The 22,851-nt window shown below is 67.4% G+C and carries 23 protein-coding genes; 16 read left to right on the top strand and 7 right to left on the bottom strand.

What is annotated here, in order from left to right:
* Positions 1 to 6: 6 nt before the first annotated feature.
* Positions 7 to 966, bottom strand: coding sequence for an agmatinase (gene speB / locus BLQ74_RS11170; RefSeq protein ID WP_090262638.1), 960 nt, complete (start codon positions 964 to 966; stop codon positions 7 to 9).
* Between the two features lie 280 nt (positions 967 to 1,246).
* Here speB and BLQ74_RS11165 point away from each other — a divergent pair, with 280 nt between their 5' ends.
* The 3 genes from BLQ74_RS11165 (at position 1,247) to BLQ74_RS11155 (ending at position 4,110) form a co-directional block, all read left to right on the top strand.
* Positions 1,247 to 2,143, top strand: a complete 897-nt coding sequence (locus BLQ74_RS11165) for a LysR family transcriptional regulator (RefSeq protein WP_090262637.1) — start codon at positions 1,247 to 1,249, stop codon at positions 2,141 to 2,143.
* Positions 2,140 to 2,736, top strand: coding sequence for a tRNA-uridine aminocarboxypropyltransferase (locus BLQ74_RS11160; protein ID WP_090262636.1), 597 nt, complete (start codon positions 2,140 to 2,142; stop codon positions 2,734 to 2,736). The genes BLQ74_RS11165 and BLQ74_RS11160 overlap by 4 nt, the downstream gene beginning before the upstream one ends.
* Before the next feature lie 189 nt (positions 2,737 to 2,925).
* Positions 2,926 to 4,110 carry a thiolase family protein gene (locus BLQ74_RS11155; protein ID WP_090262635.1) on the top strand — a complete coding sequence of 395 codons (1,185 nt, stop codon included), beginning with the start codon at positions 2,926 to 2,928 and terminating at the stop codon, positions 4,108 to 4,110.
* A 130-nt stretch (positions 4,111 to 4,240) separates the two neighbouring features.
* On the opposite strand, the gene BLQ74_RS11150 is transcribed toward BLQ74_RS11155, so the two are convergent.
* Complete coding sequence (locus BLQ74_RS11150; RefSeq protein WP_090262634.1) at positions 4,241 to 4,450, bottom strand: DUF6316 family protein; 210 nt, start codon at positions 4,448 to 4,450, stop codon at positions 4,241 to 4,243.
* A gap of 202 nt (positions 4,451 to 4,652) precedes the next feature.
* On the opposite strand from BLQ74_RS11150, the gene BLQ74_RS11145 reads away from it, so the two are divergent.
* From BLQ74_RS11145 to BLQ74_RS11115, 7 genes are all read left to right on the top strand, one after another.
* The gene (locus BLQ74_RS11145) at positions 4,653 to 5,291 is read left to right on the top strand and encodes a peroxiredoxin (protein WP_090262633.1); all 639 of its coding nucleotides are present in this window, start codon (positions 4,653 to 4,655) and stop codon (positions 5,289 to 5,291) included.
* Between the two features lie 433 nt (positions 5,292 to 5,724).
* On the top strand, positions 5,725 to 6,318 hold the full coding sequence (gene ssuE, locus BLQ74_RS11140; protein ID WP_090262632.1) for an NADPH-dependent FMN reductase: 594 nt from the start codon (positions 5,725 to 5,727) through the stop codon (positions 6,316 to 6,318).
* 139 nt (positions 6,319 to 6,457) lie between these two features.
* Positions 6,458 to 7,429 (top strand): sulfonate ABC transporter substrate-binding protein, encoded by a 972-nt coding sequence (locus BLQ74_RS11135; protein ID WP_090262631.1) that lies wholly within the window; start codon positions 6,458 to 6,460, stop codon positions 7,427 to 7,429.
* 116 nt (positions 7,430 to 7,545) lie between these two features.
* Positions 7,546 to 8,694, top strand: coding sequence for an FMNH2-dependent alkanesulfonate monooxygenase (gene ssuD, locus BLQ74_RS11130; protein ID WP_090262630.1), 1,149 nt, complete (start codon positions 7,546 to 7,548; stop codon positions 8,692 to 8,694).
* Positions 8,695 to 8,799: 105 nt separating this feature from the next.
* Positions 8,800 to 9,588 (top strand): aliphatic sulfonate ABC transporter permease SsuC, encoded by a 789-nt coding sequence (gene ssuC / locus BLQ74_RS11125; protein WP_090262629.1) that lies wholly within the window; start codon positions 8,800 to 8,802, stop codon positions 9,586 to 9,588.
* Entirely contained in the window at positions 9,585 to 10,403 is an 819-nt protein-coding gene (gene ssuB, locus BLQ74_RS11120; RefSeq protein ID WP_090262628.1) for an aliphatic sulfonates ABC transporter ATP-binding protein, read from the top strand. Before ssuC ends, ssuB begins: the two co-directional genes overlap by 4 nt.
* Before the next feature lie 43 nt (positions 10,404 to 10,446).
* Positions 10,447 to 10,662, top strand: coding sequence for a TOBE domain-containing protein (locus BLQ74_RS11115; protein WP_003091900.1), 216 nt, complete (start codon positions 10,447 to 10,449; stop codon positions 10,660 to 10,662).
* 210 nt (positions 10,663 to 10,872) lie between these two features.
* Here BLQ74_RS11115 and BLQ74_RS11110 read toward each other — a convergent pair whose 3' ends face one another.
* Positions 10,873 to 11,835, bottom strand: coding sequence for a threonine dehydratase (locus BLQ74_RS11110; protein ID WP_090262627.1), 963 nt, complete (start codon positions 11,833 to 11,835; stop codon positions 10,873 to 10,875).
* 230 nt (positions 11,836 to 12,065) lie between these two features.
* Between BLQ74_RS11110 and BLQ74_RS11105 the strand changes: the two genes are divergently transcribed.
* Positions 12,066 to 13,028 carry a DMT family transporter gene (locus BLQ74_RS11105; RefSeq protein ID WP_090262626.1) on the top strand — a complete coding sequence of 321 codons (963 nt, stop codon included), beginning with the start codon at positions 12,066 to 12,068 and terminating at the stop codon, positions 13,026 to 13,028.
* A 340-nt stretch (positions 13,029 to 13,368) separates the two neighbouring features.
* Here the strand turns inward: BLQ74_RS11105 and aqpZ are convergent, their stop codons facing one another.
* The 4 genes from aqpZ to BLQ74_RS11080 form a co-directional block, all read right to left on the bottom strand.
* Positions 13,369 to 14,055, bottom strand: coding sequence for an aquaporin Z (gene aqpZ, locus BLQ74_RS11095; RefSeq protein ID WP_090262624.1), 687 nt, complete (start codon positions 14,053 to 14,055; stop codon positions 13,369 to 13,371).
* A gap of 199 nt (positions 14,056 to 14,254) precedes the next feature.
* A complete protein-coding gene (locus BLQ74_RS11090; protein ID WP_090262623.1) occupies positions 14,255 to 14,878 on the bottom strand; it encodes an NAD(P)H-dependent oxidoreductase in 624 nt (207 codons plus the stop codon).
* Entirely contained in the window at positions 14,871 to 16,265 is a 1,395-nt protein-coding gene (locus BLQ74_RS11085) for a class II fumarate hydratase (RefSeq protein ID WP_090262622.1), read from the bottom strand. Before BLQ74_RS11085 ends, BLQ74_RS11090 begins: the two co-directional genes overlap by 8 nt.
* A 92-nt stretch (positions 16,266 to 16,357) precedes the next feature.
* Complete coding sequence (locus BLQ74_RS11080; protein WP_090262621.1) at positions 16,358 to 17,362, bottom strand: DUF2804 domain-containing protein; 1,005 nt, start codon at positions 17,360 to 17,362, stop codon at positions 16,358 to 16,360.
* A gap of 151 nt (positions 17,363 to 17,513) precedes the next feature.
* Between BLQ74_RS11080 and BLQ74_RS11075 the strand changes: the two genes are divergently transcribed.
* The 5 genes from BLQ74_RS11075 to BLQ74_RS11055 all read left to right on the top strand — a co-directional run bounded on the left by BLQ74_RS11075 (position 17,514) and on the right by BLQ74_RS11055 (position 22,829).
* On the top strand, positions 17,514 to 18,071 hold the full coding sequence (locus BLQ74_RS11075; protein ID WP_090262620.1) for a DUF2059 domain-containing protein: 558 nt from the start codon (positions 17,514 to 17,516) through the stop codon (positions 18,069 to 18,071).
* A gap of 24 nt (positions 18,072 to 18,095) precedes the next feature.
* Positions 18,096 to 18,401, top strand: coding sequence for a BolA family protein (locus tag BLQ74_RS11070; RefSeq protein ID WP_090262900.1), 306 nt, complete (start codon positions 18,096 to 18,098; stop codon positions 18,399 to 18,401).
* 108 nt (positions 18,402 to 18,509) lie between these two features.
* Positions 18,510 to 19,451 (top strand): oxygen-dependent tRNA uridine(34) hydroxylase TrhO, encoded by a 942-nt coding sequence (gene trhO / locus BLQ74_RS11065; protein WP_090262619.1) that lies wholly within the window; start codon positions 18,510 to 18,512, stop codon positions 19,449 to 19,451.
* Between the two features lie 39 nt (positions 19,452 to 19,490).
* Positions 19,491 to 20,093 carry a DsbA family protein gene (locus BLQ74_RS11060; protein WP_170842797.1) on the top strand — a complete coding sequence of 201 codons (603 nt, stop codon included), beginning with the start codon at positions 19,491 to 19,493 and terminating at the stop codon, positions 20,091 to 20,093.
* Between the two features lie 279 nt (positions 20,094 to 20,372).
* Complete coding sequence (locus tag BLQ74_RS11055; protein ID WP_090262618.1) at positions 20,373 to 22,829, top strand: EAL domain-containing protein; 2,457 nt, start codon at positions 20,373 to 20,375, stop codon at positions 22,827 to 22,829.
* The last annotated feature ends 22 nt before the right edge of the window (positions 22,830 to 22,851 follow it).

Raw genomic sequence — 22,851 nt, 5'->3', positions numbered from 1 at the left:
GGTCACTCAGCGGCGCTCCACACCCGGGAGGATGCAGAGCATTTCATAGAGCAGGTTGGCGCCGAGCAACGAGGTGTTGCCGGTGGTGTCGTAGGGCGGGGAGACCTCCACCAGGTCGCAGCCGATGATGTCCAGGCCGTGGCAGCCACGGATGATTTCCATCGCCTGGATGGTGGTCAGGCCGCCGATTTCCGGGGTGCCGGTGCCGGGCGCCCAGGCCGGGTCGATGCCGTCGATATCGAAGGACAGGTACACCGGGCCGCCGCCGACCTTCTCGCGGACTTCGGCCATCAGCGGCTGCAGCGACTTGTGCCAGCACTCTTCGGCCTGCACCACGCGGAAGCCCTGCTTGCGGCTCCAGTTGAAGTCTTCGGCGGTGTAGCCCTGGGCGCGCAGGCCGATCTGCACCACGCGGTCGCAATCCAGCAGGCCTTCTTCCACGGCGCGGCGGAAGGTGGTGCCGTGGGCGATCTTCTCGCCGAACATATGGTCGTTGACGTCGGCGTGGGCGTCGATGTGCACCAGGCCGACCTTGCCGTGCTTCTTGTGGATGGCGCGCAGGATCGGCAGGGTGATGGTGTGGTCGCCGCCAAGGGTCAGCGGGAGGATGCCGTGGTCGAGGATCTTGTCGTAGGCCTCCTCGATGATGCGCACCGCCTCCAGCAGGTTGAAGGTGTTGATCGCCACGTCACCGATGTCGGCGATGTTCAGCGAGTCGAACGGCGCGGCGCCGGTGGCCATGTTGTACGGACGGATCATCACCGACTCGGCGCGGATTTCGCGCGGGCCGAAGCGAGTCCCGGAGCGCAGCGAGGTGCCGATGTCCAGCGGCACGCCGACGAAGGCGGCATCGAGCTGGTTGAGTTCCTCGGGGGACTGGATGTGCGGCAGGCGCATCATGGTGGCGATGCCGCCGAAGCGCGGCATTTCGTTTCCGCCCAGGGGTTGATGGAGTGTCTTGTCCATGGGGAGGCCTCACGCAATTCGCTGGTTTTTGTAGGAGCAGGCTGGTTGATGCTGGAAGCGGATTCTCTTCAGGTCGGGGAGGCGGAAGAATCGCTGTCGGCAAATAATCACTTCAGCATTTTCTAAACTTATTTCTCTCGCTAGACTGCGCCCGCGTGTCGCAGCGGCCCGGCTGCCGGCCACGCCCGGCCTGACCTGCGGGTCATTCGGCAGGGCGCATGCGGCGCTCGCGCCAGTCCTGGGTCCGCTGAACTGGGCCTTTTGCTTTTCTGGAGTCGCCATGAGCGCCAACGCCTTGCCCGATATCAAGCTGCTGCGCATCTTCGCCTGCGTGGTGCGCAACCAGGGCTTCGCCGCCGCGCAGCAGGAACTCAACCTCTCCACCTCGGCGATCAGCACCTACATGAGCCAGTTGGAAAACCACCTGGGCATCGTGCTCTGCCACCGGGGCCGCGGCGGCTTCGGCCTGACCAGCAAGGGCGAGCTGTTCCACCAGGAAACCCTGCGCATCCTCGGCGAACTGGAAGGCTTCGAGCGCTACGCGGCGACCCTCAAGGGCGAGTTGCGCGGCACCCTCAACCTCGGCGTGCTCGACTCCACCGTGAGCGATCCGGCGCTGCCGCTGGCCGAGGTCATCGGCGCCTTCAGCAGCCTGCACCCGGCGGTCCATCTGCACCTGCAGGTGCAGAGCCCCTATGAGTTGCAACTGGCGGTGCTGGACAACCGCCTCGACCTGGCCATCGGCTCCTTCTTCAGCCGCATGAACGGCCTGGTCTACCAGCCGCTGTACAGAGAGCAGCACTGGCTGTACTGCAGCGACCGCCACCCGCTGTTCGACGGCCGGCGCATCCCCGCAGAGCTGATCACCCAGCAGCGCATGGTCGGCCGGGGCTACTGGAGCCAGGCGGAACTGGCGCGGCACGGCTTCAAGCACAGCGCCGGCACCGTCGAGAGTATGGAAGCGCAACTGATCCTGATCCTCTCCGGCGGCTACATCGGCTACCTGCCCGAGCACTACGCGCATCCCTGGGTCGAGCAGGGCCGCCTGCGCGCGCTGTTGCCGGCGACCTTCGGCTACCAGGCGCCGTTCTCGCTGATCCTGCGTCGCGGCCGTTCGCGCGAGCCGTTGATCCAGAACTTCCGCGACCTGCTGCGCACGCAGCCGGGCAAGCCATGAGCCGGCCCCGCTGCGCGCGCTGCGAACGCCCCCTCGGGCACTGTTTGTGCGCGCTGATTCCGCGCCTGGCCAGCCGCACGCTGGTGCTGCTGCTGCAACACCCCAGCGAAACCGGCCACGCGCTGAACACCGCGCGCCTGGCCGCGCTCGGCCTGGAAAACGCCGAGCTGCGGGTGGGCGAGCGCTTCCCGCCGCAGAGCTGGCAGCGCGACGGCTACCAGAGCTGGCTGCTGTTCCCCGGCGAGCAGGCGCGAAGCCTGAGCGAGGTGGCGCAGGCCTGCGCCGAACAGCCGTGCCAGCTCATCGTTCCCGACGGCACTTGGCGCAAGGCGCGCAAGCTGCTGCACCTGAACCCGGAACTGGCGGCGCTGCCACGCGCGGTGCTGCCCGCGGGCCTGAGTTCGCGCTACCGCCTGCGCAAGGCCCCGGCCGACGGCGCGCTCTCGACCATCGAGGCTGTCGTCCAGGCGCTGAACGTGCTGGACGCGCCGCGGGACTTCGATGAGCTGCTCAAGCCTTTCGATGCGCTGATCGACGGGCAGATCGCAGCCATGGGCGCGGAAACCTTCCAGCGCAATCACCAGCGGCCCTGAGCGCCGTTGTGGTCGGGCGTTATCCGCCCTGCGCTTGGCCGGCTGGGGAGAGGCCGCTGTGCCGGCATTTCCGTCAGGGGATGGCGCCGCATATGCCAGGTGAATGATCGTCGCGCGTCAGGATTCCCCGGCTCTATTCTTGCCCGACGTCATCCTCCCTTCATCGAACAACAATCAACGAGGTATCCCATGCGCGAAGTGGTGATCGTCGACAGCGTCCGTACCGGCCTGGCCAAATCCTTCCGTGGCAAGTTCAACATGACCCGCCCGGACGACATGGTCGCCCATTGCATCGATGCGCTGCTGGCGCGCAATGACCTCGATCCGCTGCTGGTCGACGACTGCGTGGTCGGCGCCGGCTCCAACGAAGGCGCCCAGGGCCACAACATCGGGCGCAACGCGGCGGTGCTGTCGCGCCTGGGCACCCACGTCGCCGGCATGACCCTCAACCGCTACTGCTCCTCGGGCCTGCAGGCCATCGCCATCGCCGCCAACCAGGTGGCGTCCGGCTGCAGCGACATCCTGGTCGCTGGCGGGGTGGAATCCATCACCCTGACGGCGAAGAAGCAGAACATGGACAATTTCTACAACCCGCGCCTGCAGCAGGATTTCCCCGGCATCTATTACCCCATGGGGCAGACCGCCGAGATCGTCGCCCGCCGCTACAACGTCAGCCGCGAGGAGCAGGACCTGTACTCGCTGCAGAGCCAGCAGCGCACCGCCCGCGCCCAGGCCGAAGGCCTGTTCAAGGACGAGATCGTGCCGATGCGCGTGCGTTACGCCGTGGAAGACAAGGCCAGCGGCGAGAAGACCCTCGTCGACGGCGTGGTCGAGGCTGACGATTGCAACCGCCCGGACACCACCCTCGAAGGCCTGGCCTCGCTCAAGCCGGTGTTCGCCGAGGACGGTTCGGTCACCGCCGGCAACGCCTCGCAGCTTTCCGACGGCGCCTCCATGACCCTGGTGATGAGCCTGGAAAAAGCCCTGCAACTGGGCCTCAAGCCCAAGGCCTTCTTCCGTGGCTTCACCGTCGCCGGTTGCGAGCCGGACGAAATGGGCATCGGCCCGGTGTTCTCGGTGCCCAAGCTGCTCAAGGCCAAGGGCCTGCGGATCGACGACATCGACCTCTGGGAGCTCAACGAAGCCTTTGCCTCGCAGTGCCTGTACGCGCGCAACCGCCTGGGCATCGACAACGAGAAGTACAACGTCAACGGCGGCTCCATCTCCATCGGCCACCCCTTCGGCATGACCGGCTCGCGCCAGGTCGGCCACCTGGTGCGCGAACTGCAACGGCGCAACCTGCGCTACGGCATCGTGACCATGTGCGTGGGCGGCGGCATGGGCGCCACCGGGCTGTTCGAAGCGCTGCGCTGAGTTCCCTGCGGTCCGACGCAAAAGCCCCGGCAGCCAAGGCTGCCGGGGCTTTTTCATGGGCGTTCGGCCAGCCGCGCGACAAAGAAAAGCCCCGGTGCTTGCCGGGGCTTGGGTGAGGTCGTGTCTTCGCCTAGCGCGCCACCCGCGCGAACAGGCCGGCGGCCTGGCGCATGCGGTTGATGTACTGCTCCACCTCACGCTCCGCGTCGAAGCGGGTGAAGAAAGGACCTTCCAGGGTGCCTTCGCGAGTCGAGAAGAAATACTGGCCGTTGACGGCGCTGATCCGGTCGCTGCGATAGTGCGTACTGGCCACGCTGTCGCTGGTCCTTTGTCCGAACATAAGTACACCTCCCGGAAAATGGGCTGATGTGTTCAGTGTAGTTGTGCCGCGCCGACACGCTGGGCAAGCGATGAACGGCTAGGGTTGGCGCCATGCTCGGCAGGGTTTGGTTTTTCAGTTATAAGAAAATCGAAATATATTCTTTTTGGTTCGCTGAATCCTTGTGCATAGTTGAGCCCAACACGAACCAGGAGAATCTCCCATGAGTCTGCGTCTCGGCGATATCGCCCCCGATTTCGAACAGGATTCCAGTGAAGGTCGCATCCGCTTCCACGAATGGCTCGGCGGCAACTGGGGCGTCCTGTTCTCCCACCCGGCGGATTTCACCCCGGTGTGCACCACCGAGCTGGGCCTGACCGCCAAGCTCAAGGATGAATTCGCCAAGCGCGGGGTCAAGGTCATCGCCCTCTCGGTGGACCCGGTGGCGTCCCACGTGAAGTGGATCGACGACATCAACGAGACGCAGAACACCCAGGTCAACTTCCCCATCATCGCCGACGCCGACCGCAAGGTCTCTGAGCTGTACGACCTGATTCACCCGAACGCCAACGACACCCTGACCGTGCGTTCGCTGTTCGTCATCGATCCGAACAAGAAGGTGCGCCTGATCATCACCTACCCGGCGAGCACCGGGCGCAACTTCAACGAAATCCTCCGGGTCATCGACTCGCTGCAGCTCACCGACCAGCACAAGGTCGCCACGCCGGGCAACTGGCAGGACGGCGACGAGGTGGTGATCGTGCCCTCGCTGCAGGACGAGGAGGAGATCCAGCGGCGCTTCCCCAAAGGTTACCGCGCGGTCAAGCCATACCTGCGCCTGACCCCGCAGCCCAATCGCTGAGGCGGCGTGGCCGTCCGCGACACCCAGTTTCATCCACGACAGTAGGGTTTTTGGCCGGTTCGCCGGCCAGCTTTTTTTCCGTTCCCCGCGCGGTCTTTCCCCGCGTCTTTTTTTGCCTCTCCTCCCGGCTTGCGGGGCAGGGCGATGCCCGCTGATTCCCGCCATCCGCCGCGCCCTGAGCACCACGCTGCTCGCCGACCATCCGCCTTGTCCACGCCATTCCCCATGCCATCCCTGGCCCCTGCCCGCAGCGGGCCGAGGGTGCTGATGGACATGTCGCAGGTTTTTTTCGTGAAGGCAGAGGATTGCTTAAAAGTAATAAGCAAATGAATAAATAACATTTATTGGAATAACAGAAGGCCTGATAAGGTCTATGCACGTTGGTTAGCGAGCCGCTTGATATCCGGCTCTTTCAGTTATAAGGAAGCGTGCCATGTATGTGCTCACCCTCGCCGGCAGTCCCAGCCAGCGTTCCCGCTCCGCGGTCTTGCTCGACGTTGCCCGGGACTGGCTGCAGCGGCACGGCGTCGAAGTGCGCTCCTATCAGGTGCGCGACTTCCCGGCCGAGGATCTGCTCCACGCGCGCTTCGACAGCCCGCTGGTGCTGGAACTGCTGGAACAGGTGGCGCGCGCCGATGGCCTGGTGATCGCTACCCCGGTGTACAAGGCCTCCATCGCCGGCGCGCTCAAGGTGCTGCTCGACCTGCTGCCCGAACGCGCGCTCAGCCACAAGGTGGTGCTGCCCCTGGCCACTGGTGGCAGCAATGCCCACATGCTCGCCGTGGATTACGCGCTGAAGCCGGTGCTGGCGGCGCTCAAGGCCCAGGAAATGCTCCAGGGCGTGTTCGCCGAGGACAGCCAGATCGCCTACGCCAGCGCCGAAACGCCGGCGCAACTGGCGCCGGCCCTGGAACAGCGCCTGCTGGAGGCCCTCGAACAATTCCACGGCGCCCTGGCGCGGCGCCCCCGACCGATCGACCCGGAGCTGCTCAACGAACGCCTGCTCAAGGCCCGCTGGAGCATCTGAACGACAACCCCACCGTCATCCGCCGCCCAGCCCCACCCCGGCACGCGGCCCGCAGGACGGCAGACGACATCAGGCCCTCACCGCCCCGCCAACGGGACGGCAGGTCCGGCAAGCACACAATGACAAAGGAGCAATGCCCATGCGCACCCTCACTTTGCGTCGTGGACTGGCGGCCCTGCTGGTAGCGGCCCTGTCCTACGGCGCCCACGCTGAAGAACAACCTGGCACCCTGCGGATCGGTTACCAGAAATACGGCACCCTGGTCCTGCTCAAGGCCCGTGGCACCCTGGAAAAACGCCTGGCCGAGCAGGGCGTCAAGGTGCAATGGACCGAGTTCCCCGGCGGCCCGCAACTGCTCGAAGGGTTGAACGTCGGCAGCATCGACTTCGGCGTCACCGGTGAAACGCCGCCGGTGTTCGCCCAGGCCGCCGGCGCCGATCTGCTCTATGTGGCCTTCGAGCCGCCGGCTCCGACCAGCGAGGCGATCCTCCTGCCGAAGGATTCGCCGATCCACTCGGTCGCCGAACTCAAGGGCAAGAAGGTCGCCCTCAATAAAGGCTCCAACGTGCACTACCTGCTGGTGCGCGCCCTGGAGAACGCCGGGCTGAAATACAGCGACATCCAGCCGGTGTACCTGCCGCCGGCTGACGCCCGAGCCGCCTTCGAGCGCAAGAGCGTGGACGCCTGGGTGATCTGGGACCCGTACCAGGCCGCCGCCGAGAAGCAACTGCAGGCGCGCACCCTGACCGACGCCCGTGGTCTGGCCGACAACCATCAGTTCTACCTGGCCGCGCGCCCCTACGCCCAGCAGCACCCGCAGGTGCTGACGACCCTGATCGACGAAGTGCGCCAGGTCGGCGAATGGTCCAAGGCCAATCCGCAGCAGGTCACCGACCAGGTCGCGCCGCTGCTCGGCCTGCCCGCCGACATCACCCTCACCGCGGTCAAGCGCCAGGGCTACGGCGCGCAGTTCATCACCCCCGAGGTCGCCGCCGCGCAGCAGAAGATCGCCGACGCCTTCGCCCAACTGAAGCTGATTCCCAAGCCGCTGAGCATCAAGGACGTGGTCTGGACGCCGCCGGCCGAGGCCAAGCTCGCCACCAGCAACTGAACACCGGGTAACGACGCAGGCTCGGGCCAGGCCCGCGCCTGCGCGAACCGCGACACCTGCGAAACCATCATCGCGCGGCTACGCCACGCCGGCGCGCTCACATTGGAGTTAATGCGATGAGTCTGAATATCTTCTGGTTCCTGCCCACCCACGGTGACGGCCATTACCTTGGCACCGCCGAGGGCGCCCGCGCGGTCGACCACGGCTACCTGCAGCAGATCGCCCAGGCCGCCGACCGCCTCGGCTTCGGCGGCGTGCTGATCCCCACCGGACGTTCCTGCGAGGACTCCTGGCTGGTCGCCGCCTCGCTGATCCCGGTGACCCAGCGCCTGAAGTTCCTGGTCGCACTGCGTCCGGGGATCATTTCGCCAACCGTGGCCGCCCGCCAGGCCGCGACCCTCGACCGCCTGTCCAACGGCCGCGCGCTGTTCAACCTGGTCACCGGCGGCGACCCGGACGAACTGGCCGGCGACGGCCTGCACCTGAGCCATGCCGAGCGTTACCAGGCCTCCGTCGAATTCACCCGCATCTGGCGCCGCGTGCTGGAAGGCGAAACCGTCGACTACGCCGGCGAGCACATCCAGGTGAAGGGCGCCAAGCTGCTCTATCCGCCGATCCAGCAGCCGCGTCCGCCGCTGTATTTCGGTGGCTCGTCGGAGGCCGCGCAGGACCTCGCCGCCGAGCAGGTCGAGCTGTACCTGACCTGGGGCGAGCCGCCGGCCGCGGTGGCCGAGAAGATCGCCCAGGTGCGCGAGAAGGCCGCCCGCCAGGGCCGCACGGTGCGCTTCGGCATTCGCCTGCATGTGATCGTCCGCGAGACCAACGCGGAAGCCTGGCAGGCCGCCGATCGCCTGATCAGCCACCTCGACCAGGACACCATCGACCGCGCCCAGGCGTCCCTGGCGCGCTTCGACTCGGTCGGCCAGCAGCGCATGGCCGCCCTGCATGGCGGCAAGAAGGACCGACTGGAAGTCAGCCCCAACCTCTGGGCCGGCGTCGGCCTGGTGCGCGGCGGCGCCGGCACCGCGCTGGTCGGCGACGGGCCGACCGTGGCCGCGCGGGTCAAGGAATACGCCGCGCTGGGTATCGACACCTTCATCTTCTCCGGCTACCCGCACCTGGAAGAGTCCTACCGGGTCGCCGAACTGCTGTTCCCGCACCTCGATGTGGCTCGCCCGCAGCAGCCCGAGGCGCGTGGATACGTCAGCCCGTTCGGCGAGATGGTGGCCAACGACATCCTGCCCAAGCAGGCGTCGCAGAGCTGAGTGAACCCTGGGGCGCATGCGGCGCCGGCGTGATCCGCCACTGTCGGGCAGTGGCGGACCGAGCCTGCCGCTTCATGCGCCCGACGCAAGCGTTGGAGAGTTGATATGAGTGTGTCCAATCGAGTGGCCGAGCGCCTGGCGCCCTGGGCGCTGCCCGTGGGGCTGCTGCTGCTCTGGCAACTGGCGGTGGAGGCCGGCTGGCTGTCCAGCCGCATCCTGCCGGCGCCGAGCGCGGTGGTTGCCGCTGGCTATCACCTGGTGCAGAGCGGCGAGCTCTGGCACCACCTGGCGATCAGCACCTGGCGCGCCGCCATCGGCTTCGTCATCGGCGGCGCCATCGGCCTGGCCCTGGGCCTGATCACCGGCCTGTCGACCTGGGGCGAGCGCTTCCTCGACAGTTCGGTGCAGATGATCCGCAACGTCCCGCACCTGGCGCTGATCCCGCTGGTGATCCTGTGGTTCGGCATCGACGAGACGGCGAAGATCTTCCTGGTCGCCCTCGGCACCCTGTTCCCGATCTACCTGAACACCTACCACGGCATCCGCAGCATCGATTCCGGCCTGCTGGAAATGGCGCGCAGCTATGGCCTGTCCGGTTTCGCCCTGTTCCGCCAGGTGATCCTGCCCGGCGCGCTGCCGTCGATCCTGGTCGGCGTGCGCTTCGCCCTCGGCTTCATGTGGCTGACGCTGATCGTCGCCGAAACCATTTCCGCCAATGCCGGCATCGGCTACCTGGCGATGAACGCCCGCGAGTTCCTGCAGACCGACGTGGTGGTGCTGGCGATCCTGCTCTACGCCGTCCTCGGCAAGCTCGCCGACCTCGCCGCGCGCGGCCTCGAACGCCTCTGGCTGCGCTGGCACCCGGCCTACCAGAACAAGGCAGGTGCGGCATGAGCGCGCTGAACCATCCGAACGCCCCGCACAGCCTCAAGCAGGGCATCCCGCTGCTGGCCGACGGCGTGCGCAAGCGCTTCGCCGAGCGCGAGGTGCTCAAGGGCATCGACCTGCGTATCCCGGCTGGCCAGTTCGTCGCCATCGTCGGCCGCAGCGGCTGCGGCAAGAGCACCTTGCTGCGCTTGCTGGCCGGCCTCGACGACGCCAGCGAAGGGCAACTGCTGGCCGGCTCGGCGCCGCTCGAATCGGCCCGCGAAGACACCCGTCTGATGTTCCAGGATTCGCGCCTGCTGCCCTGGAAGCGGGTCATCGACAACGTCGGCCTGGGCCTGAGCGGCGACTGGCGCGGCAAGGCCCTGGAAGCCCTGGAAGCGGTCGGCCTGGCCGACCGCGCCAAGGAGTGGCCGGCGAGCCTGTCCGGTGGCCAGAAGCAACGCGTGGCCTTGGCCCGCGCGCTGATCCACCGGCCGCGCCTGCTGCTGCTCGACGAACCGCTGGGGGCGCTGGACGCGCTGACCCGCATCGAGATGCAGCAACTGATCGAACGCCTGTGGAAGCAACACGGCTTCACCGTGCTGCTGGTGACCCACGATGTCAGCGAGGCCGTGGCCGTCGCCGACCGGGTGATCCTCATCGAGGACGGCGAGATCGGCCTCGACCTGCCGATCGACCTGCCGCGCCCGCGTTCGCGCGGCTCGGCGCGCTTGGCCGCCCTGGAAGCCGAAGTGCTCGACCGCGTGCTGGCGCTGCCGCCGTTGCCGCCGGAACCGGAACCCGTTTCACCCCTGCCCACGCAACTGCGCTGGGCGCTTTGACCACCTGACTCATCCGTAACGCCATTGCCCAAGGAGAAATGCCATGACCATCAAAGCCATCAACGTCCGCAACCAATTCAAAGGCACCGTGAAAGAAATCATCGAAGGCCCGGTCCTCTCGGAGATCGACGTGCAGACCGCCGCCGGCATCGTCACGTCGGTGATCACCACCCGTTCCGTGAAGGAGCTGGAGCTGGCGATCGGCAGCGAAGTGATCGCCTTCGTCAAATCCACCGAGGTCTCCATCGCCAAGCTGTAAGGCGGCAGGCAAGAAAAAAGCGGGCGGCCTTTCGGGGCCGTCCGCTTTTTTGTGCCGGGCTTGGCAGCGCGCCACGCAGGATGGCGTTGAGCGCAGCGAAACCCACCGCCGGGAATCGCTGCGCACATCCCAGCCTACGATCCTGCTTCGCTCGCCACGCCGCCGCAGAAGCGGCGAACAACGCGCCGCGTCATCCACCAGGGCGAGCGTTCAGTCGGCTCTGGCCAACTCCCGCGCATACACCGCGCGGTCGACATTGCCGCCGCTGAGCACCAAGCCCACCTTCAAGCCGCGCAACGCCTCGCGCTCCTGCAGCGCCGCGGCCAGCGCCGCCGCCCCGGCGCCTTCGGCGACGTTGTGGGTGGCGCTGAAATACAGGCGCATGGCCGCACCGACCTCTTCATCGGTGACCTGCACGATATGCGCGGCGCCGCCCAGGATGCTCGCCAGCGCCGTCGGCTCCGGGGTGGTGCAGGCCATGCCGTCGGCCAGTTGCGTGCTGGTGGCGTGGTACACCGGCGCGCCGGCCGCGAAGGACAGCGCATAGGCCGGCGCGTGCGCCGAGACCACGCCGACGATGCGCGTCTTCAACCCCAAGGCGTCGCGCGCCGCGATCAGCGCGCAGATGCCCGAGCCCATGCCGATCGGCACATAGGCGACATCCAGCGTGGGCAGGGCGCGGAACAGCTCCAGGCCATAGCTCGCAACGCCGGCCACCAGCCACGGATGGTAGGAGGGCACCAGGTGCAGGCCGTCGCGCGTGGCCAGCGCCTGGGCGTGTTCGCGGGCGGCCTGGAAGTCCTCGCCGTGCTCGATCAGCTCGGCGCCTAGGGCGCGCATGGCGGCGTTCTTCTCGCGGCTGTTGCCATGCGGCACGACGATGCGCGCCGGGATGCCCTGGCGTGTGGCGGCGAAGGCGATGGACTGGCCGTGGTTGCCTCGGGTGGCGCTGATCACCCCGGCCGGGCGCTGGGCCTGGGCGGCCAGGTGATGGAAGTAGACCAGCCCGCCGCGCAGCTTGAAGGCGCCCACCGGCGAGTGGTTCTCATGCTTGACCCAGGCGTCGCAGCCCAGTGCCTGGCACAGCAGTGGCCAGCGGATCTGTGGCGTCGCCGGCAGGCTCTGGCGGACGATGGCGGCGGCCTCTTCCAGGGCGGGGAGGGAAAGCGGCATGGGCGGTCTCCTGTATGGGGCCTTCAGTCTAGGAGGTGGCCGAGGCGAGCCACCAGCTACAGCTAGCGAGGCGCTGGCGCGTCAACTGTAGCGCCTGTGCCGGGCGCAGCCCGCGAACGACGCGGGCTGCTGGGGCAGGGACCGGTACAGTTGTGCCGCCGAACTGTTCCTGTCGAGCCCGGTGGCCCTTGGAATAGCATGGCGGACCGCACACGCGTAGAGATGTCCCCATGCACGTATCTTCCGGCCGCTGGCAACTCGGCCTGTTCCTCTCCCTGGTCACCGCCGTGCTCTGGGGCATCCTGCCGATCAAACTGAAAGAAGTGCTCAAGGTGATGGATCCGGTCAGCGTCACCTGGTTCCGCCTGGTGGTGTCCGGCGGCATGCTGTTCGCCTGGCTGCTGGTGCGCGGGCAACTGCCGCGCTTCCGGCCGCTCGGCAAGCGCGGCGGCGGCCTGGTGCTGCTGGCGGTGCTGGGCCTGACCGGCAACTATGTGTGCTACCTGATCGGCCTGCGCCTGCTGACGCCCGGCACCACCCAACTGGTGATCCAGATCGCGCCCATCCTGCTGTTGCTCGGCAGCCTGTTCGTCTTCAAGGAGAGTTTCAGCATCGGCCAGGGCATCGGCCTGGCGGTGCTGCTGGGCGGCTTCGGGCTGTTCTTCAACCAGCGCCTGGCGGAGCTGTTCGGCTCCCTCGGCGACTACACCCTGGGCGTGCTCATCGTGCTGCTGGCCGCCTTCGTCTGGACCTTCTACGGACTGGCGCAGAAGCAATTGCTGACGCAATGGACGTCGCTGCAAGTGATGATGGTCATCTACCTCGGCTGCGCGCTCCTGCTCACGCCCTGGGCGCACCCGCAGCAAGCGTTGCTGCTCAGCCCGCTGCAGGCCTGGCTGTTGCTGGCCTGCTGCCTGAACACCCTGGTCGCCTATGGCGCCTTCGCCGAAGCCCTGGCCCACTGGGAAGCCTCGCGGGTCAGCGCCACCCTGGCGCTCACGCCGCTGGTCACCTTCGCCTCCGTGGCCCTGGCCGCCAGCCTGTGGCCGGACCATGTGCACCCGGAAAGCGTCAATGGCCTGGCCTACCTCGGCGCGCTGCTGGTGGTCAGCGGCTCCGCGCTGACCGCCCTGGCGCCGTCGCTGCTGCGCAGCTACCGGGCGCACAAGGCGCGTCTGTATAGCGCGCCCTGAACCGCCTCGCAGGACGGCGTGAGCCCGCGAAACCCATGCGGTCAGGCATTTCCATGCAGCGGATGATGGGAATCGCTGCGCTCAACGCCATCCTACGAACCCCCGGCCACACCGACGTGGCCCCCGTAGGATGGGTTGAGCCCGCGAAACCCATGCGGTCAGGCATTTCCATGCAGCGGATGATGGGAATCGCTGCGCTTCACGGCCTTCTTCGGACCCCCGGCCACACCGACGTGGCCTCCGTAGGATGGGTTGAGCCCGCGAAACCCATGCGGTTGCCCGGCAGCCCAGGCGATGGGTAAGGCTGCGCTCAACGCCGTCCGACGGGGCGGCGTTTGTCTCAGCGGCCGCGCAGTACCCGGTAGACCATGGCGCCGAGGGCGCCGCCGGCCAGCGGGGCGACCCAGAACAGCCACAACTGGTTCAGCGCCCAGGGACCGGCGAAGACCGCCACGGCCAGGCTGCGCGCCGGGTTCACCGAGGTGTTGCTCACCGGAATGCTGATCAGGTGGATCAGCGTCAGCGCCAGGCCGATGGCCAGCGGGGCGAAGCCGGCGGGAGCCTCCTGGTCGGTGACGCCCATGATGATGAAGAGGAAGAAGGCGGTCAGCAGCAGTTCGCAGAGCAGCACCGCCTGCAGGCTGTAGCCCCCCGGCGAATGCTCGCCGTAGCCGTTGGCGGCGAAGCCTTTCAGCGAGTCGAAGCCAACCGCGCCACTGGCGATCGCGTAGAGCGCGGCGCCGGCCAGCAGTCCGCCGAGCACTTGGGCCAGCACATAGGGCGCCAACTGGCTGAGCGGGAAGCGCCCGCCGACGCACAGGCCCAGGCTCACCGCCGGGTTGAGGTGGCAGCCGGAGATCGGGCCGATGGCGTAGGCCATGGTCACTACCGTCAGGCCGAAGGCCAGGGACACCCCGAGCAGACCGATACCGACATCGGCGAAGTGCGCGGCCAGCACCGCGCTGCCGCAGCCGCCCAGAACCAGCCAGAACGTGCCGATCAGTTCGGCACCGAGTTTGCGAAGCATGTTTCCTCCCAAGGAACGATCGACGCCGCCCCAAGGGCGGGGCGGCATGGCCTGGGATGCTAGGCAAGGCCGCCAACCCTGGCTTTAAGCGGTGTCTTAGGCAGAGGTAGGACGCAAGCCTGAATGGGCGGTGTTTTGTAGGTGGGAGAAGAGAATACGGGCTGACAGCCTTGGAATCGCCTGTCAGCCCATTGCGCTCTCAGCGCTGGGCGCCCAACTGCCGGGCACGCTTCAGCCAGGCCTGGCGCTGCTCCTCGCTGGAGTTGCGCAAGGGGCTGAATTCCTCCAGGTGGCGGGTGCGGATGCCGCAGGGGCCGAGGATGCAGCGGACCATCTGGCGATGCGCCGGGGCGTCCTGGCGCAGGCGGTAGCGCCAGTGCGCCTGGTCGTGGCTGACCAGCAGATCGGCGCTGCGTCCGCCGAGCAGCGGCTCTGGCTCGCGGTCTTGCGGCCTGTGGTAGCGGAAGGCGAAGCCAGGCAGGAAGACGCGGTCGAAGAAGCCCTGCAACAGCGCCGGCAGGCCGCCCCACCAGATCGGGTAGACCAGGGTCAGGTGTTGCGCCCAGTGCAGTTGGCGCTGGGCGTCGAGCAGATCGGGTTCGAGCTCCTGGCTGCGTTCGTAGCCGCCGCGCAGCACCGGGTCGAAGTGCAGCTCGCCGAGCTTGAGCACGCGCACCACCTGGTCGCGGCTGCGCGCGCCCTGGGCATAGGCCTCGGCCAGGGCGTGGCAGAAGCCGTCGGCCTTGGGCGTGCCGAGGATCAGCAGGATGCGCTTGCCGTCGCCCTCCAGGGGCGTGGCGCCGGATTTGCCGCCTTCAACCATGCTGGCCGGCCTCCAGCATGTCCTGCGGGCGCACCCATTCGTCGAACTGCTGGTCGTTCAGGTAGCCCAGCGCCAGCGCCGCCTCGCGCAGCGAGGTGCCTTCCTGGTAGGCCTTCTTGGCGATTTCCGCGGCCTTGTCGTAGCCGATGTGCGGGTTCAGCGCGGTCACCAGCATCAGCCCGCGCTCCAGGTGCTCGGCCATGCGCGCGGCATCCGGCTGCATGCCGGCGATGCAATGGGTATTGAAGTTGCGGCAGCCGTCGGCGAGCAGGCGCACGGATTCCAGCAGGTTGTAGATGATTACCGGTTTGAACACGTTGAGTTGCAGGTGGCCCTGGCTGGCGGCGAAGGTCACGCAGGTATCGTTGCCGAACACCTGGCAGGCGAGCATCGACAGCGCTTCGCACTGGGTCGGGTTGACCTTGCCGGGCATGATCGAGCTGCCCGGCTCGTTGGCCGGCAGGCGCACCTCGGCGAGCCCGGCGCGGGGGCCGGAGCCGAGCAGGCGCAGGTCGTTGGCGATCTTCATCAGGGCCACGGCGAGGGTCTTGAGCGCGCCGGAGAGTGCCACCAGCGGTTCGTGGCCGGCGAGGGCGGCGAATTTGTTCGGTGCGGAAATGAAGGGCAGGCCGGTGAGCCCGGCCAGCTCGGCGGCGATGTCTTCGGCGAAGCCCTTGGGCGCGTTCAGTCCGGTGCCGACCGCGGTGCCGCCCTGAGCCAGCTCGTAGAGCGCCGGCAATGCCGCGCGGATGGCGCCCTCGGCGTAGTCGAGCTGGGCGACGAAGGCCGAGAGTTCCTGGCCGAAGGTGATGGGCGTGGCGTCCATCAGGTGGGTGCGCCCGGTTTTCACCAGGTCGGCATGGCGCACGGCCTGGGCGGCGATGCCGCCGCTCAGTTCGGCGACGGCCGGCAGCAGTTCGTCATGCACCGCGCGGACGGCGGCGATGTGCATGGCGGTGGGGAAGCTGTCGTTGGAACTTTGCGCGCGGTTGACGTGGTCGTTGGGGTGCACGGGCGACTTGCCGCCACGCGGCTTGCCGGCCATCTCGTTGGCGCGCCCGGCGATCACTTCGTTGACGTTCATGTTGCTCTGGGTGCCGCTGCCGGTCTGCCAGACCACCAGGGGGAACTGTTCGTTGTGTTCGCCGGCGAGCACTTCGTCGGCGGCCCGCTCGATCAGCCCGGCGATCTCTGCCGGCAGCTCGCCCAGGCGCAGGTTGACGCGCGCCGCGGCTTTCTTGATCAGGGCCAGGGCGTGCACCACCGCCAGCGGCATGCGCTGGCCGCCGATGGCGAAATTCTCCAGCGAACGTTGCGTCTGCGCGCCCCAATAGGCCTGGGCATCGACTTCGATGGGCCCGAGACTGTCGGTTTCGATGCGTTTCATAAGGCGATCTCCCGAGGTGGATTGAGGGAGTTTAGGCTCTGCGCCGGCGGTGGGGTTCCGCTGCCGGTCGCTGTCGACGATCGCTTGCCGCCTCACCAGCGCGCGTGGGTTTCGCCGATCCAGCCCAGCGCCCGCGTGACCGGCACCTGCTGGCCATCGAGGGTGCGCAGGAAGCCGTCGTAATGGCCGAACCACTGGCTGGTCTCGGCGAACAGCAGGCCCAGGCGCGGCGCCGCGCGGTGCAGTTTGAGCGGGGTGAAGCGCAGCTCGACGCGCTGGTCGGGGCTGCTCAGGGTCCAGGGCGCCAGTGGGTCGTGGGGCGCCTGGCGGATGTCCACGGCGCTGCCCAGGCGCTGCAGCTCGCCGCCGAACCACAGGGCGTTCTCCTTCAACTCGCCGTGGTCGGTCCAGCCGGCGCCGAAGTTGCCGGCGATGCCGCCGGGCGCGGAGAAGGCAGCGCGGGTCCAGTGGCTCCTGAACGGCCAGACGCCGCGACCGAAGTCCAGCGCGGCGAAGCTCTGGTCCGGCGCGCAGTGGTAGCTCTGGCCGCCCAGGTGCAGGCTGCCGCTCAGCGGCAGGCCCATCTGTCGGCTGCAGGCGTGGAAATGCCGCTCGCCCATGGGCACCACCAGGTTGATCGACTCCAGGTGCGCCGGCCGCTGCACCTCCAGCGCCAGGCACAGCGGCTCGCCACCGACATCGCAGGCGTGGGCGCCAATGCGCAGGCGACCGGGCTGGTCGTCGAAACTGAGGTCGAGGCGGTCGTGATGGAAGGCGTGGCTCTGGTGGGGCCGGTCGGGCAGCTCGCAGCCGCGCGCCAGCGGGCTGAGCACGGTGCGGGAGACGGCCTTGCCGCTGTTCAGGTCGAGAAAGTAGAGGGCGCCGTAGCCGAGGTAGTCGAGGTCGGCGATGGTCAGCGAGAGCATCCAGCCGGGGGCGACCAGGCACCAGTGGTTCCAGCGTTTGCGCCGCCCGTGGTGACCCGGCAGGGCGCAACGGAGCTGCGGACGCACCGACCAGCCGACGGCGGCGGGATTCAGCCGCCCTTGCGGGTCGCACAGCATTTGCTCGGCGGGGAAGCGGGCCTGGGAGGTCATCGAACACGTCCATGTGACAATGCGTCTCAGCATGCCGTTTCGCCTGGGGGAGGACAAGAGAAGGCGGTCACTTTCCACCACTCGCGAGCCTCGGGGCGTCGCGCACCGTTACTCAGGAGCCGCTTGAGGCGATTCCGAACTTAGGCGCAGAATGTCGGGTCCCAAGGGACACATCCTCCAGACTCAAGGACTGCTCATGACCGCCCTTCGCAAACTCTGCACCGCCGCACTGCTCGTTGGTTTCAGCTCCGTCGCCCTCGCCGATTCCGCCGCCGAGGCCGAGAAATTCCTCAAACAGGTCCACGCCGACAAGCTCACCGTGCCGGTCTACGCCCAGGTGCAAGAGATGTTCGCCCAGCGCTTCGCCCAGGCCAAGGCGCCGGACAGCAAGAAGGCCGTGCTCGACCGTTACCAGGCCAAGGCCAACGCCGAGCTGGACCGCGCCGTGGGCTGGGACAAGATCAAGCCGGACCTGATCAAGCTCTACACCGACAACTTCAGCGAGTCGGAACTCAAGCAACTGAACGATTTCTACGCCTCGCCGCTGGGCCAGAAAGTCCTGACCAAGATGCCGCGCCTGACCGCGCAGTCCGCTCAGATGACCCAGGCCAAACTGCAGACCGCCGTCGATCCGGTGAACAAGCTGATGGCCGACATGGACAAGGAACTCGGCGTGAAGGCCCCGGCGGCCCCGGCCCAGAAGCCCTGATCCAGCCGCTTAGCGAGTATGACCATGAGCATGCGTGAACGAATCCAGACCGCCCTGGCCGCACTCGAGCCGCAGCACCTGGAGGTGCTCGACGAAAGCCATATGCACAGCCGTGGCCTGGAAACGCACTTCAAGGCCGTGGTGGTCAGCCCGGTGTTCGCCGGGCTGAACGCGGTCAAGCGGCACCAGAAGGTCTATGCCAGCCTCGGCGAGCTGATGGGCCAGTTCCACGCCCTGGCCTTGCACACCTACACCCCCGAGGAGTGGGCCGAGCAAGGCGCGGCGCCGGACTCGCCGACCTGCAAGGGCGGCAGCAAGCACGATCACTGACGCTGTCCGATCATTGCGCTAGAATGCCCCAGCGCCGGCTCCTTGCCGGCGTTGTCTTTTCTGATCCGGTCCGCCCTTTGCGTGGGCGACCACTGGAGGATGTACCCCATGACCCGCTCCATCGTCGTGGCGGCGCTGTACAAGTTCGTCTCCCTGCCGGACTACGTCGCGCTGCGCGAACCCCTGCTGCAAACCCTCCTCGATAACGGCGTCAAGGGCACCCTGTTGCTCGCCGAAGAGGGCATCAACGGCACCGTTTCCGGCTCCCGCGAGGGCATCGACGCGCTGCTCGCCTGGCTGCGCAGCGATCCGCGCCTGGTCGATATCGACCACAAGGAGTCGTATTGCGACGAACAGCCCTTCTACCGCACCAAGGTCAAGCTGAAGAAGGAAATCGTCACCCTCGGCGTGCCCGGCGTCGATCCCAACCGCCGCGTCGGCACCTATGTCGAGCCCAAGGACTGGAACGCGCTGATCACCGACCCCGAGGTGCTGCTGATCGACACCCGCAACGACTACGAAGTGGCCATCGGCACCTTCGAGGGTGCGGTGGACCCGCAGACCAAGTCGTTCCGCGAGTTCCCCGAGTACATCAAGGCCCACTACGATCCGGCCCGGCACAAGAAGGTGGCGATGTTCTGCACCGGTGGCATCCGTTGCGAAAAGGCCTCCAGCTACATGCTCGGCGAGGGTTTCGAGGAGGTCTACCACCTCAAGGGCGGCATCCTCAAATACCTGGAGGAAGTGCCCGAGGCGGAAACCCGCTGGCGCGGCGACTGCTTCGTCTTCGACAACCGGGTGACGGTGCGCCACGATCTGTCCGAGGGCGACTATGACCAGTGCCACGCCTGCCGCAACCCGATCTCCGCGCAAGACCGCCAGTCCGAGCACTACGCGCCAGGCATCAGTTGCCCGCACTGCTGGGACTCGCTGAGCGAGAAGACCCGCGCCAGCGCCCGCGAGCGGCAGAAGCAGATCGAGCTGGCCAAGGCGCGCAACCAGCCGCATCCCATCGGCCGCGACCCGCGCCAGGCCGCCCTGGAGGATTGACCCGTGGCCAATGCCCGCCTGCTCTATGTGATGGACCCGATGTGTTCCTGGTGCTGGGGCTTCGCGCCGGTGGCGCAGGCCCTGGTGGAGCAGGCGGCGGCCGCGGGCGTACCGCTGGCGCTGGTGCTCGGCGGCCTGCGCACCGGGCAGGGCGCGGCGCTCGAACCGACCACCCGGCGCTACATCCTTGAACACTGGCAGGCGGTGGCGAAAGCCACCGGCCAGCCATTCCGCTTCGAGGGGGCCTTGCCCGAAGGCTTCGTCTACGACACCGAGCCGGCCTGCCGCGCAGTGGTGGCCGCGCGGCGCCTCGACGATGAGTACGCCTGGGCGCTGGTCAAGGCCATCCAGCAGGCCTTCTACGTCGAGGGGCGCGACGTGACCGCGGCGGCGACCCTGGCCCAGCTGGCCGAAAGCGTCGGCCTGCCACGCATCGAGTTCGCCGAGTTGTTCGACAGCCAGGAAATCCACCTGGCGACCCAGGCCGACTTCTCCTGGGCGCGCGACCTGGGCATCGCCGGCTTCCCCACGCTGCTGGCCGAGCGCAATGGCCAACTGGCGCTGCTGACCAACGGGTACCAGCCGCTGGAAGAACTCGCGCCGATGTTGGCGCGTTGGCTGGAGCGCGGTCGCCAGGCCTGAACCTGCCTGCCGGCAGCCCGGCTGTCGGTCGCCGCTCCGGTTCCGCCGCCAAGCGCGTTGACGGCCGCCGCGCATTCCTGGAAATCTCCCCCGCCGCTGTGCCCCCGGTCTCGCTACCGCCGCCATTTGCACGGTTTCCGCCGCCACGGGCTTGTGGAATCGGTGTCATCGGCTATGAGTTAGGGGGACGCATACACAGCTGTCCGATCTCGTCGGGTCGGGTCCGTTGGTGCCATCGCAGCGGGCGAGCAGGGAAACGAAAGGAATCCAGGACTCTCCATGGGTGAAACAGGACACAGTCGTACCCGCCATCACTCCCAGCTGCTGAAGCTGGTGTGGCCGTTCATCATCGTGATCCTGCTGCAGGCATTGCTCGGCGGCGGCAGCCTGTACCTGATGTCCGGGGTACGCGCCTATGTCGGCGGCGAAAGCCTCTGGTCGAAGGGCCAGAAGGACGCCATGCATTACCTGCAGCGCTACGGCGAAACCCGCGACCCCTCGGACTACCGGCGCTTCCAGGCGGCGATCGCGATTCCGCTGGGCGATCGCCTGTTTCGCTCGGCCATGGACCGGGCAAAGCCGGACTATGAACTGGCGCGCCAGGGCATCCTGGCCGGCGGCAACCATCCCGGCGACGTCGACGCCATCATCTGGCTGTACCGCTACTTCCATGACTTCGCCTATTTCCGCGATGCCGTGCGCTACTGGATCGAAGGCGACCGCTACCTCGACCGGCTGACGACCATCGCCGACCTGATGCACGCGCGCATCGACAGCGGCCAGGCCAGTGCCAGCGAGCTGAGCTACTGGAGCCAAAGCATCCAGGCCATCAGCGATGACGTCGCGCCTCCGTCCCAGGCCTTTTCCGCCGCGCTGGGCGAGGGCTCGCGCAACATCACGCGGCTGCTGCTGGGCGTCAACGTCATCTTCGGCCTGATGCTGATTGCCCTGGCGGTGTGGCGCACCGGCGTGCTGCTGATGGCGCAGAACGCCTTCCGTGGCGCCCTCGACCGTGAGCGCGAACAGGCGCAGACGACGCTGGCCGCCATCGGCGACGCGGTGATCACCATCGATGAGCAGGAGTGCATCCTCTACCTCAATCCGGCCGCCGAACGGATGATCGGCTGGGACGGCGAAATGGCCATCGGCCTGCCGCTGAAGTCGCTGCTGCACATGCGCGACGAAAACGCCACGGCGGAAGACATCGCGCTGATCGGCCAGGTGCTGCGTGGCGAGGTCGAGGCCGGCAGCGAAACCAGCAAGGTGCTGCAGCGCCTGGACGGCAGCCATCTGGCGGTGACCCTGGTGGGGACGCCGATCCGCGTGCAGGGGCGTATCGTCGGCGCGGCCCTGGTGCTGCACGACATGACCCGCGAGCGGCAGTACATGGAAAGCCTGTCCTGGCAGGCGACCCACGACGCCCTGACCGGGCTGTGCAACCGCCGCGAATTCGAATTCCGCCTGAAGCAGGCGCTGGAGCGTTCGGCGCACATGCACGACCGCCATTCGCTGATGTACCTGGATCTCGATCAGTTCAAGCTGGTCAACGACACCTGCGGCCATGCCGCCGGCGATGAGCTTCTGCGTCAGGTCTGCAGCCGCCTCGAAGGCTGCCTGCGCGAGGGCGACACCCTGGCCCGGCTGGGCGGTGACGAGTTCGGCATCCTGCTCGAGGGGTGTCCGCCGGAAGTCGCCGAGCAGATCGCCGAGAGCCTGCGGCGGAGCGTCGAAGGCCTGTACTTCGTCTGGGATCGACGGCCCTTCAACATCACCGTGAGCATCGGCGTGGTGCACGTCTCGGCGATGATGGTGTCGGTGGAGGAGGCCCTGCGCTGCGCCGACATGGCCTGCTACCTGGCCAAGGAAAAGGGCCGCAACCGCGTCCAGGTGTTCAGCCCGGACGACAGCGAGCTGTCCATGCGCTTCGGCGAAATGGCCTGGGTCCAGCGCATCCGCCAGGCCCTCGAAGAGGACCGTTTCTGCCTTTACGCCCAGCCTATCCAGGCGGTCGATGGGCACGCCGAGGAGGGGCGGCACGTCGAGTTGCTGCTGCGCCTGACCGACGAGAATGGCCGGCTGGTGGCGCCGAGCAACTTCATTCCCGCCGCCGAGCGTTACGGCCTGATGCCGCAGATCGACCGCTGGGTGGTCGAGCAGGCGTTCAAGACCTTGGCCGCGCGCCGCGACAGCGGCTGCGAGCCGATCGCCACCTGCGCCATCAACCTGTCCGGCGCGACCATCGGCGACAGCGGCTTCATCGACTTCCTGCGCGAGCTGCAGCCGCGCTACGGCCTGGTGCCGCAGAGCATCTGCTTTGAGGTCACCGAAACCAGCGCCATCGCCAACCTGGTCAGCGCCACCCAGTTCATCCACGAACTCAAGGCACTGGGCTACCGCTTCTCGCTGGACGACTTCTGCGCCGGCATGTCGTCCTTCGTCTATCTCAAGCACCTGCCGGTGGATTACCTGAAGATCGACGGCAGCTTCATCAAGGACATGCTCGAAGACCCCATCGACCGCGCCATGGTCCAGGTGATCAACCAGATCGGCCATGTCATGGGCAAGCGCACGGTGGCCGAGTTCGTCGAGTCGCAGGAAATCCTCGAAGCCCTGCGCGAGATCGGTGTCGATTATGCCCAGGGTTACGCCCTGGGCCGCCCGCAACTCTTCGGCCTGCAGTATGCCGAGCGATCGGTGGAGGTCGTGCTGGCGTCGCACACAACCTCCGGACGGTGACAGCGGGCCCACAGGCGATTAG

It is taken from the genome of Pseudomonas panipatensis (assembly GCF_900099785.1).
In the GTDB taxonomy this organism is placed as follows: domain Bacteria; phylum Pseudomonadota; class Gammaproteobacteria; order Pseudomonadales; family Pseudomonadaceae; genus Pseudomonas; species Pseudomonas panipatensis.
Note: the sequence above shows the minus strand (reverse complement) of the source record. Positions and strands in the feature narration are given on the sequence as shown.

What these genes read in the sequence shown, in the direction of transcription:
- BLQ74_RS11150 (WP_090262634.1), bottom strand. Translation starts at nt 4,450, where the DNA reads ATGTTCGGACAAAGGACCAGCGACAGCGTGGCCAGTACGCACTATCGC.
- BLQ74_RS11055 (WP_090262618.1), top strand. Translation starts at nt 20,373, where the DNA reads ATGGGTGAAACAGGACACAGTCGTACCCGCCATCACTCCCAGCTGCTG.
- BLQ74_RS11110 (WP_090262627.1), bottom strand. Translation starts at nt 11,835, where the DNA reads ATGCCGCTTTCCCTCCCCGCCCTGGAAGAGGCCGCCGCCATCGTCCGC.
- BLQ74_RS11160 (WP_090262636.1), top strand. Translation starts at nt 2,140, where the DNA reads ATGAGCCGGCCCCGCTGCGCGCGCTGCGAACGCCCCCTCGGGCACTGT.
- BLQ74_RS11090 (WP_090262623.1), bottom strand. Translation starts at nt 14,878, where the DNA reads ATGGTTGAAGGCGGCAAATCCGGCGCCACGCCCCTGGAGGGCGACGGC.
- BLQ74_RS11145 (WP_090262633.1), top strand. Translation starts at nt 4,653, where the DNA reads ATGAGTCTGCGTCTCGGCGATATCGCCCCCGATTTCGAACAGGATTCC.
- ssuB (WP_090262628.1), top strand. Translation starts at nt 9,585, where the DNA reads ATGAGCGCGCTGAACCATCCGAACGCCCCGCACAGCCTCAAGCAGGGC.
- speB (WP_090262638.1), bottom strand. Translation starts at nt 966, where the DNA reads ATGGACAAGACACTCCATCAACCCCTGGGCGGAAACGAAATGCCGCGC.
- BLQ74_RS11085 (WP_090262622.1), bottom strand. Translation starts at nt 16,265, where the DNA reads ATGAAACGCATCGAAACCGACAGTCTCGGGCCCATCGAAGTCGATGCC.
- BLQ74_RS11105 (WP_090262626.1), top strand. Translation starts at nt 12,066, where the DNA reads ATGCACGTATCTTCCGGCCGCTGGCAACTCGGCCTGTTCCTCTCCCTG.
- BLQ74_RS11165 (WP_090262637.1), top strand. Translation starts at nt 1,247, where the DNA reads ATGAGCGCCAACGCCTTGCCCGATATCAAGCTGCTGCGCATCTTCGCC.
- BLQ74_RS11115 (WP_003091900.1), top strand. Translation starts at nt 10,447, where the DNA reads ATGACCATCAAAGCCATCAACGTCCGCAACCAATTCAAAGGCACCGTG.
- aqpZ (WP_090262624.1), bottom strand. Translation starts at nt 14,055, where the DNA reads ATGCTTCGCAAACTCGGTGCCGAACTGATCGGCACGTTCTGGCTGGTT.
- ssuD (WP_090262630.1), top strand. Translation starts at nt 7,546, where the DNA reads ATGAGTCTGAATATCTTCTGGTTCCTGCCCACCCACGGTGACGGCCAT.
- BLQ74_RS11155 (WP_090262635.1), top strand. Translation starts at nt 2,926, where the DNA reads ATGCGCGAAGTGGTGATCGTCGACAGCGTCCGTACCGGCCTGGCCAAA.
- BLQ74_RS11080 (WP_090262621.1), bottom strand. Translation starts at nt 17,362, where the DNA reads ATGACCTCCCAGGCCCGCTTCCCCGCCGAGCAAATGCTGTGCGACCCG.
- BLQ74_RS11060 (WP_170842797.1), top strand. Translation starts at nt 19,491, where the DNA reads ATGTGTTCCTGGTGCTGGGGCTTCGCGCCGGTGGCGCAGGCCCTGGTG.
- ssuC (WP_090262629.1), top strand. Translation starts at nt 8,800, where the DNA reads ATGAGTGTGTCCAATCGAGTGGCCGAGCGCCTGGCGCCCTGGGCGCTG.
- BLQ74_RS11070 (WP_090262900.1), top strand. Translation starts at nt 18,096, where the DNA reads ATGAGCATGCGTGAACGAATCCAGACCGCCCTGGCCGCACTCGAGCCG.
- BLQ74_RS11075 (WP_090262620.1), top strand. Translation starts at nt 17,514, where the DNA reads ATGTCGGGTCCCAAGGGACACATCCTCCAGACTCAAGGACTGCTCATG.
- BLQ74_RS11135 (WP_090262631.1), top strand. Translation starts at nt 6,458, where the DNA reads ATGCGCACCCTCACTTTGCGTCGTGGACTGGCGGCCCTGCTGGTAGCG.
- ssuE (WP_090262632.1), top strand. Translation starts at nt 5,725, where the DNA reads ATGTATGTGCTCACCCTCGCCGGCAGTCCCAGCCAGCGTTCCCGCTCC.
- trhO (WP_090262619.1), top strand. Translation starts at nt 18,510, where the DNA reads ATGACCCGCTCCATCGTCGTGGCGGCGCTGTACAAGTTCGTCTCCCTG.